Source organism: Bacillus sp. JJ722 (assembly GCF_036963345.1).
Classification (GTDB): domain Bacteria; phylum Bacillota; class Bacilli; order Bacillales; family DSM-1321; genus Bacillus_AD.
This window is the reverse complement of the sequence record NZ_JBALMO010000010.1, coordinates 1-8,901: the sequence shown is the minus strand read 5'-3', so window position 1 is coordinate 8,901 and position 8,901 is coordinate 1. Positions and strand designations below refer to the sequence as shown.

The window sequence follows — 8,901 nt, the reverse complement described above, 5'->3', positions numbered from 1 at the left end:
GGATGGACGAACCCCCACAGATTAAAGTTTCACTTTATAAAAGCACTAAGACTCCCTTAAACGTCTCTAAAACCGATGCGTTTAAGGGAGTCTTCTTAATACCAGCTAAATTTGATTGCATGGAATGATGGGTGTTTAGTATATAAAACTAGGGTATACATACACTATAAAAAGGTTCTTTGTACTTTCTGCCAGAAGGAATTATCCTTAAGTTTTACCGTTTTAATAACTTTACTTCCTAATTTCACATGAACTTTTTCAACGTTCGATATGCTAAGAGCTTCATTATCCATTCCAACAATCGGATAACCATTACGTGTATCACCGATGCGAAGCGTTAGTGTATGCTCACCGCTTAGAATAAAAGGAGAGCCCAATGTTCTATATGTGTTATTATTTATGGAAGCAAGTTCACTTACTTGATAACAAGGAAGTTTTGGATCAACTACTGCACCATTTATTGATTTATTGTAAGCCGTACTACCAGTAGGTGTTGAAATGATCATTCCATCTCCATGGAATGTTTCGAAATGGAAATCATCAATAAAAACATCTAATACAAATGCTTTAATAATGGAAGAGCGTATGCTTAATTCATTTAAGCACATAAACGGTGTATGGTTGTCCAATGAAGCTTCAATTGTTGGATATTTACGGACTTCAATTTGTTTATTAGAAATGGCTTCTATAATTTTATCTAGATCTACGATAGAAAAATCACAATACATATTAAGTTTTTCCGAAGTTGAAACACCTGCATATAAACAATCGTCTCTGAAACCTGTCTTTCTTACAGCTTGAAGAAATGTACCATCGTCTCCAACACTTGTAATAATGGTAGCATCTTTACTATCCTCAACGATGTTGAAGTCGTATTTTCTTGCTAAATCGTAAAGTGAGTTCATTACTTCATTCAATTTAGGGCTATTGTTGTGATAAAAGAAAATATTTCGACGGTTTGTCATAGTTTCACTCCTTGAAGTATGTATTTTAGTTAATTTTATTTATATCTTAACATTTTATTGAAGCTTTTTGAAATTTTATTCGTATATAAATACGAAGCAATAAAAAGGAGGAAATACATTTATGAATGGAAAGAGATGGGCTGCTTTAGGGATCGCAGCTGGGCTATTTATTTTTTCGATATTTACAAGTTTTGCATCATGGGCCCTGTTTAGCAGCGATGAGGATTTAAACGCTTTTGATGATTTCTTTTCAATGGCTGGTGCAGGATTCGTTGAGGAAGTAATTGAAGAGGGGGATTCATTAAATAAAATTGCTGTTTTGGATGTAGAAGGCGTTATTACGGATTCTTCTAATGCTACTTCGTTATTTGGGACTGTCGGTTATAATCATCGAGCATTTATGAATAAGTTAGAAATGGTTAAGGAAGACGATACTGTTGCCGGTGTTGTTATCCGAGTTAACTCACCAGGTGGGGGCGTTGTTGAAAGCGCAGAGATTTATGATAAAATTCAAGAGTTGAAAAAAGAAACGGATAAACCAGTATATGTATCAATGGGAGCTACAGCTGCATCAGGAGGTTATTATATTTCAGCACCTGCTGATAAAATATATGCAAATCCTGAAACAATGACAGGTTCTCTAGGTGTTATTATGCAAGGCATTAACTATGAAAAATTGGCTGAAAAAGTCGGAATAGAAACAGTTACAATTAAGAGCGGTCCATACAAAGATATCATGTCTGGAACCCGTGAGATGACGGCTGAAGAAAGAAAAATCATGCAAAATATGATCGATAGTTCGTATAATGAGTTTGTTCGAATTATCGCTGAAGGTAGAGGTATGTCTGAAGTTGAAGTTAGAAAAATTGCTGACGGAAGAATTTACAATGGTCGTCAAGCTAAAGAAATTGGTTTAATTGATGATTTTGGATACCTAGAAGATGTTACAGATGCAATGAAAAAAGAAATTAAAGATGAAGATGCGTTAGTTGTTCGTTACACAGATGAAACAGGATTTGGATCGTTATTCTCAATGACTTCACAAAAATTACTTGGAGATAAATTAGACCTTTCAAGTATTATGAAGGTTGTTTCACAACCAAATTCTCCTAGATTAATGTACTTGTACGCAGAATAGGGGGGGAGAAAAGATGACAGATCAAAAAGATCAACAATCTGAAGTGAAAAAAGACAATATAGAAATACAAAATGAACAACTTTCAGAGCAGAAAGTAGAACAGTATATCGAGGAAACTCAATCGAAGGAAGCTCTTCAAAATGTTACAAAGGATGCAGTTGAATTCCATTTTGCGGGGTTTTGGATGCGTTTCTGGGCTTATGTGTTGGATTTAATAGTCATTAGCAGTATTAACAGAATGATTGTTAAACCAACATTAAAGGCACTAGATGTTTCTCCATATAGTGGTATTGAAATGTTTTCTCCTTATACAATTGGTTATGTACTTGTATTTTTCTTATATTTTGTACTTATGACTAAATTCTTTAAACAAACACTTGGGAAAATGGTGTTTGGTTTAAAGGTAGTAAGTTTAAAGCAAGATTCGTTAACGTGGAGCACAATTGTATTCCGAGAATTTATTGGACGATTTATTAGTAAGACAGTGTGGATTACATACGCTCTTGTAGGGATTCTACCTAAGAAGCAGGGGTTGCATGATTTATTTGCGGATACAACAGTAGTATTAGAGAATAGAAGATGAGTAAATAAGGTAACTTTAATACAAGAAAAAACCGATAACTTTATCGGTTTTTTCTTGTTTATTAGCAAATTCGCTACATATATCATTTATCCCGTTCTAACTGGCGCTAAGACGCCCACTTCAAAACGAAAGTAAAAGCGAAGACGTTTAAGTGGGAGATTAAGTGCCTGTAAGAACCCGATTGGTCCAACTAATAATAGGTGGGGTATGGACAAAAACCCCACCTATTAAAGTTTCACTTTATTGCATATTTGATTTTACAGCGTCAACAATTCTTTCAGGTGTTAAACCATATTTCTCTACTAGGTCAAGTGGTTTACCGCTTTCACCGAATGTATCATTAATACCAACCATTGCTACTTTAGTTGGGTGATATTGGCTTAGTACTTCACTTACTGCAGATCCTAATCCACCGATAATATTATGCTCTTCACAAGTCACGATAAGACTGCTTTCTTTAGCAAGCTCGATAATTAAGTCTTTATCAATAGGCTTAATTGTAGGCATGTTAACAACAGTTACATTAATTCCTTCAGCTTTAAGCATTTCATTAGCTCTAAGTGCTTGTTGAACCATAAAGCCTGTTGCAATTACAGTGATGTTTTGACCTTTTTCAAGCACAATACCTTTTCCGATTTTGAATTCGTAGCTGTCTTTGTTATTTACTTGTTCAACAGCTAAGCGGCCAAGGCGAACATAGCAAGGACCATTATATTCAGCTACAGCTTTAATAACTGCTTCTGTTTCTACCGCATCACATGGAGAGATAACAGTCATGTTTGGGATACTTCTCATAAGTGCTAAATCTTCAACTGATTGGTGTGATGCACCGTCTTCACCTACTGTAACGCCAGCATGCGTTGCACATACTTTAACATTTAATTTAGGATAGCAAATAGAGTTTCTGATTTGCTCAAAGGCTCTACCAGCGGCAAACATTGCGAAAGTACTAGCAAATACAGTGTTTCCACATGCAGCAAGTCCAGCAGCTGTAGACATCATGTTTCCTTCAGCGATTCCCATGTTAAAATGGTGGTCTGGACGCACTTTTTGAGCATCACCCGTTTTTGTTGATTTAGAAAGGTCCGCATCTAATACAATGATATTTTCTTTTTCTTGTACTAAATTTGCTAATGCTTTACCGTACGCTTCTCTTGTTGCAATCTTACTCATTATTCATTGCCTCCTAATTCCTTGATCGCTAATTCACATTGTTCAGCAGATGGAGCTGCACCATGCCATTCATAGTTGTTTTCCATGAAGGATACACCTTTGCCTTTAACAGTCTTAGCGATAATTGCTGTTGGTTGACCCTTGGTTTCACGAGCATTTTTGTATGCATTAAAAAGTTCTTGGTAATTATGTCCGTCAACTACAACTACGTTCCAGCCGAAAGCTTCGAATTTTTTATCGATTGGGCATGGATTCATAACTTGAGTGATGTCGCCATCGATTTGTAAACCATTAAAATCAACAATTGCTACAAGATTATCAAGTTTATAATGTGCCGCACACATAGCAGCTTCCCATACTTGACCTTCTTCTAATTCGCCATCACCAACTAATGTGTATACGCGATTTGTTGTTTCATGAATTTTATTAGAAAGGGCCATACCAACAGCAGTAGAGATACCTTGACCTAATGATCCTGTTGACATATCTACAGCTTCAATGTAATTCATGTTTGGATGTCCTTGTAGTTTAGAGTTAACTTGTCTAAATGTAGTAAGATCTTCAGCGGGGATGAAGCCTTTTTCATGTAGTACTGAATAAAGCACTGGTGTAGCGTGACCTTTTGAAAGAACGAATTTATCTCGATTAAGATCTGTTACATTCTCTTCAGTAATATTCATTTCTTCGAAGTATAGTGAAGTTAAGATTTCTACAGCAGATAGAGAACCGCCTGGGTGACCTGAACCTGCTTGTGTAACCATACGAACGATGTTTTTTCTCGCATTTGTTGCTTTTTGTTCTAATAGATTGAAGTTATTCAACATGAATCCTCCTAAAATTATATAGATAACCGTTACGTGATAAGCATAGAAGTTTATCGGGTGTTAGTGAAGTGATAATTTATTCCAGTTATTTAATTTTTTTGTAAAGTTGGAATTTGTAAGTTGGAATCGGCTTCATATTTAGAATTTGTTATTGGTTTTTGTATGGTAGTATATTAAATATGAAGTTGCCTTTAGTTTGAATGAAATAATCAGTTGGAGGAAGAAAATGAAATATAAATTAGTTTGCATTGATATGGATGGTACACTTTTGGACAAGAAGTTTTCTATTCCAGAGGATAATATTAGAGCGTTAAAAGAAGCCATTTCAAAAGGTGTTCATATCGCGTTAGTAACAGGGAGACCTTATAATATAGCGAGTTATTTCAAGAAATACTTAGGGGAAAGCATTTCAGTAATAGGTACGAACGGAACATACTTTAAAATCGGGGAAATAGAATATAAGAAGTCACTGAACTCCGAAGAAATTGCTGTCATATATGAATTAGCTACGAAATATAATTTAACTGCACATTTTAAAGGTTATGATATGGTTATTTCGAACCGAAAGATAGATGAACAACAAGCTGAAAAGACAATTAGCGCTTCTTTACCAGAAGAGAATCAGATGAAGTTTTTCGATGAATGCTCTTTGCAAGATGCGTTACATTGTCATCAAGATCATATTATGAAATGTCTTCTCTTTTCTGACGACCTTGAAGCAGTTGCTAAAGCAAAAGCAGAATTAAAGCAATTTAAAAAACTAGAAGTGGTTAGTTCACATCTAAATAACTTTGAAGCAATGCCGTTAGGAACGTCTAAAGGCTTTGCCGTTAAGCAATTAAGTGAAATGTTACAAGTTCAACCAGATGAAGTAATTTGTATTGGCGACAATGAAAATGATTTATCGATGATCAAATTTGCTGGCTTAGGAATTGCGATGGGGAACGCTCCAGAAGCAATACAAACACAAGCAGACTTTGTTACAGATACAAATATGAATTGTGGTGTTGCAAAAGCAATTGACCGTTTTGTGTTAAATAAATAGATAGTATGATAAATCCCGAAAACTATTTTCGGGATTTTTTTATGATTGATTGAAATATTTTTTGCTTTTTAGATGAATCGTTAGTGTTTAATTTCTTTGTGCGATGACTAGAATGAAACCTTGAAAGGGTGACATCGTATGAAGATTTTTTTGTTGATTGTTCTATTACTTATTTTTTTGGTTATATGCATACTCTTTTCAAAAATTAAAATTCGCATTCATTATTATCACGGTAATGATAATGATCAGCTAAAAATAATTATAAAGGCACTGTTTGGCATTATTTCAAAGAAGATAGATGTACCTGTTATTAAAGTGAAAAAAGATTCTTCCTCGGTTGTTATTAAAGAGAGCACAGAAAGCAATACTAATACAGAAAAGCAAAAGAAGAGAATAACAATTCAAGATATCTTGAACAGTATTGATGATACAAGAGAAATAATTGCGCATATTAAAGATACATATCCTATCGCAAAGAAATTTCTTGAAAAAGTGGGTGTCCAACAATTTCAATGGCAAAGTGCTATTGGAACAAAAGATGCAGCTCTTACGGGAAAGATTATCGGTGCAATATGGGGAGCAAAAGGGATTGCACAGGCGTTCGTTTATAAATATTTATCGGTGCAATGTCAACCTTCATATCAAGTTACACCACATTTTAATAGAAGTCTTTCTGTTACGGATTTTCGTTGTATATTATCAGTTCGAATGGGCTATGCTATTTTAACAGCCTTTAAGCTTGTTCGTCATTGGAGAGGTGGCAAATTACACTTGAAATCTTCTACTTTTCAAAAACATAACAATCAAAATAAATCAGTTTAGCAGGAGGAAATAGTATGTCAGAACATCCAATTCAAGGACTTATGAGTGCAGCAATGGAAAATTTAAAAGAAATGATCGATGTAAACACAATCATTGGAGACCCAGTTGAAACTCCTGACGGTAGTGTTATTTTGACTGTTTCAAAAGTTGGTTTTGGTTTTGCTGCAGGTGGTAGTGAATTTGCTGCCGAGAGTGGTGGAAGTCAATCTGGTAACAGTGGCGGGAATTCAGGACAGTCTAACCTTCCTTTTGGTGGAGGTAGTGGTGGAGGTGTATCCATTACTCCAATCGCATTTCTTATTGTCAATTCTAGCGGAGTGAAAATACTGCACCTAGATGAAAACACACATTTGCTAGATAAGATTCTCGATTTAGCACCAGCTGCTATTGAAAAAATTCAAGGATTAATGTCTAAGAAAGACAATCCATCAGAACAGAAAGCAAAAAATCAACAAAATCAACCAAAACATGATTTAGAATAGATTTTGCTCTTAATGTTTTACTGTACTAAATTTAGGGTACGTTAGTAATTGAAAAAACTTCAAAAAAAGCATATGATAACACTGTACATATGTTGTAAAAAGGGGAGATTAAAGAATGGCTAATATTACTTTTAAGAATAATCCAGTTACATTGCTTGGAAATGAAGTAAAAGTAGGAGATAAAGCTCCAGATTTTTCAGTGTTACGTAATGACCTTTCGCAAGCTACTTTGTCAGACTATCAAGGACAAGTTAAAATTATAAGTGTTGTACCTTCTATTGATACAGGAGTTTGTGATGCACAAACAAGAAGATTCAATGAAGAAGCAAGCAATCTAGATAATGTGAAAATTTTAACTGTAAGTGTTGATTTACCATTTGCGCAAAATCGTTGGTGTGCTGCTGCTGGTATTAAGAATGTTGAAACACTTTCTGACCATAGAGATTTATCATTTGGAAAAAATTACGGTGTAGCAATTGAAGAGCTTCGATTATTAGCACGTGCAGTTTTCGTTATCGACAGCAATGATACAGTTGTTTATGTAGAATATGTAAGTGAAGCAACTAATCACCCAGACTATGAAGCAGCAGTGAAGGCTGCTAAAGAAGCTAAGTAATTTTTTACTACTAATTGGATTTAGATGATCAGCTGATTCATTCTGTCTTATGTACAACAAGACGAGTGAATCAGCTTTTCTTTTGATTTGTTCAATTAATGTTGACACTCCTTTACGTATAATGTGCTTTTTCGTTACAATAAGAAAGGTAAAGAACGGAGGTTTTTTGTTTGAAATTCGAAAATATCGAAAAGGCTTTTCAATTATTAGACCAAACAGCGGTCATAATTGAAGAAGAATGTGACTGTACGTATTTAGAAGCACTTGCTGAAACAGCTGAAAATATTTTTCATAATTCTATACTACAAGAAGACTTAAGTGAAATGACCAAGAAGCGTCTTCTTAAGCAATATGATACAATTTCATTTAAATCATTTGATGGTGAAACAATTCGTAAAGCATTTCAATTAGCTATCTTAAAAGGAATGAAGCAGAATACTCAATCGAATCATCAAATGACACCAGATTCAATTGGTTTATTCGTAAGCTACCTAGTGCGTAAATGTTCAGAAGGAAAAGAACAATTCAGATTGTTTGATCCTGCAGTAGGAACAGGAAATTTACTATTTACGATTTTACAGCAATTTGATAAAGAGATAATTGAAAGTATTGGTTGCGATGTGGATGATACTCTCGTTAAGCTAGCATACAGTGGAGCAAACTTAGTTCAATGTCCAGTGGAATTATATAACGGAGATAGTATTAAGCCACTATTAATTGATCCTGTGGATATCGTTGTAAGTGACTTACCAGTGGGCTATTATCCAGATGATGTAAGAGCTAATGATTTTGAAGTAAAAGCTGAGGAAGAACACACATATGCTCATCACTTATTTATCGAGCAAAGTGTTCATCATTTGAAAGCCGGAGGTTACGGAATATTTATCATTCCTAACAGCATCTTTGAATCTTCACAAGCAACATTATTACAGAGCTTTTTGAAGAAACATACACATATTCAGGGCCTTATTGCTCTACCATTGTCTTTATTTAAAAATGAAGCGGCAGCAAAAAGCATTTTACTTGTTCAAAAGAAAAATGACGATTTGAAAGCACCGAAGAATGCATTACTTGTGCAACTTCCGAAAATGTCTGATGCTAGTGCTATGCAAAATATACTTAAACAAATGGATGAATGGTTTAAAACAGAAAAGGGCAATTAATTTCTTATATTAATTACTTTGAGATAGGGAGTCTCAATTTGCTTTGAGAATTAAAGCAAATTGAGACTTTTTTCTTTTGGTTATATAGTT

Annotated in this window: 10 protein-coding genes; 7 read left to right on the top strand and 3 right to left on the bottom strand. The window is 34.6% G+C overall.

From position 1 onward, the window contains the following. Window positions 1-164: 164 nt before the first annotated feature. Window positions 165-965, bottom strand: coding sequence for an NAD kinase (locus tag V7014_RS02015; protein ID WP_335503652.1), 801 nt, complete (start codon window positions 963-965; stop codon window positions 165-167). 121 nt (window positions 966-1,086) lie between these two features. Here V7014_RS02015 and sppA point away from each other — a divergent pair, with 121 nt between their 5' ends. Together sppA and V7014_RS02005 are read left to right on the top strand one after the other, a co-directional pair. Beyond that, complete coding sequence (gene sppA / locus V7014_RS02010) at window positions 1,087-2,103, top strand: signal peptide peptidase SppA (RefSeq protein WP_335503649.1); 1,017 nt, start codon at window positions 1,087-1,089, stop codon at window positions 2,101-2,103. Window positions 2,104-2,116: 13 nt separating this feature from the next. Beyond that, on the top strand, window positions 2,117-2,686 hold the full coding sequence (locus tag V7014_RS02005) for an RDD family protein (protein ID WP_335503646.1): 570 nt from the start codon (window positions 2,117-2,119) through the stop codon (window positions 2,684-2,686). Between the two features lie 240 nt (window positions 2,687-2,926). Here V7014_RS02005 and V7014_RS02000 read toward each other — a convergent pair whose 3' ends face one another. Together V7014_RS02000 and V7014_RS01995 are read right to left on the bottom strand one after the other, a co-directional pair. Continuing rightward, a complete protein-coding gene (locus V7014_RS02000) occupies window positions 2,927-3,859 on the bottom strand; it encodes a transketolase family protein (RefSeq protein ID WP_335503643.1) in 933 nt (310 codons plus the stop codon). Next, window positions 3,859-4,680 (bottom strand): transketolase, encoded by an 822-nt coding sequence (locus V7014_RS01995; protein WP_438824851.1) that lies wholly within the window; start codon window positions 4,678-4,680, stop codon window positions 3,859-3,861. Before V7014_RS01995 ends, V7014_RS02000 begins: the two co-directional genes overlap by 1 nt. A 229-nt stretch (window positions 4,681-4,909) precedes the next feature. Here V7014_RS01995 and V7014_RS01990 point away from each other — a divergent pair, with 229 nt between their 5' ends. From V7014_RS01990 to V7014_RS01970, 5 genes are all read left to right on the top strand, one after another. Then, window positions 4,910-5,728: a Cof-type HAD-IIB family hydrolase gene (locus V7014_RS01990; protein WP_335503638.1), complete on the top strand. Its 819-nt coding sequence runs from the start codon at window positions 4,910-4,912 to the stop codon at window positions 5,726-5,728. Between the two features lie 138 nt (window positions 5,729-5,866). Continuing rightward, window positions 5,867-6,550 carry a DUF2953 domain-containing protein gene (locus V7014_RS01985; RefSeq protein ID WP_335503635.1) on the top strand — a complete coding sequence of 228 codons (684 nt, stop codon included), beginning with the start codon at window positions 5,867-5,869 and terminating at the stop codon, window positions 6,548-6,550. Between the two features lie 14 nt (window positions 6,551-6,564). Further along, a complete protein-coding gene (gene ytfJ, locus V7014_RS01980) occupies window positions 6,565-7,032 on the top strand; it encodes a GerW family sporulation protein (RefSeq protein ID WP_335503632.1) in 468 nt (155 codons plus the stop codon). Between the two features lie 115 nt (window positions 7,033-7,147). Next, a complete protein-coding gene (gene tpx, locus V7014_RS01975) occupies window positions 7,148-7,648 on the top strand; it encodes a thiol peroxidase (RefSeq protein ID WP_335503629.1) in 501 nt (166 codons plus the stop codon). A 170-nt stretch (window positions 7,649-7,818) separates the two neighbouring features. After that, on the top strand, window positions 7,819-8,811 hold the full coding sequence (locus tag V7014_RS01970) for a class I SAM-dependent methyltransferase (protein ID WP_335503626.1): 993 nt from the start codon (window positions 7,819-7,821) through the stop codon (window positions 8,809-8,811). The last annotated feature ends 90 nt before the right edge of the window (window positions 8,812-8,901 follow it).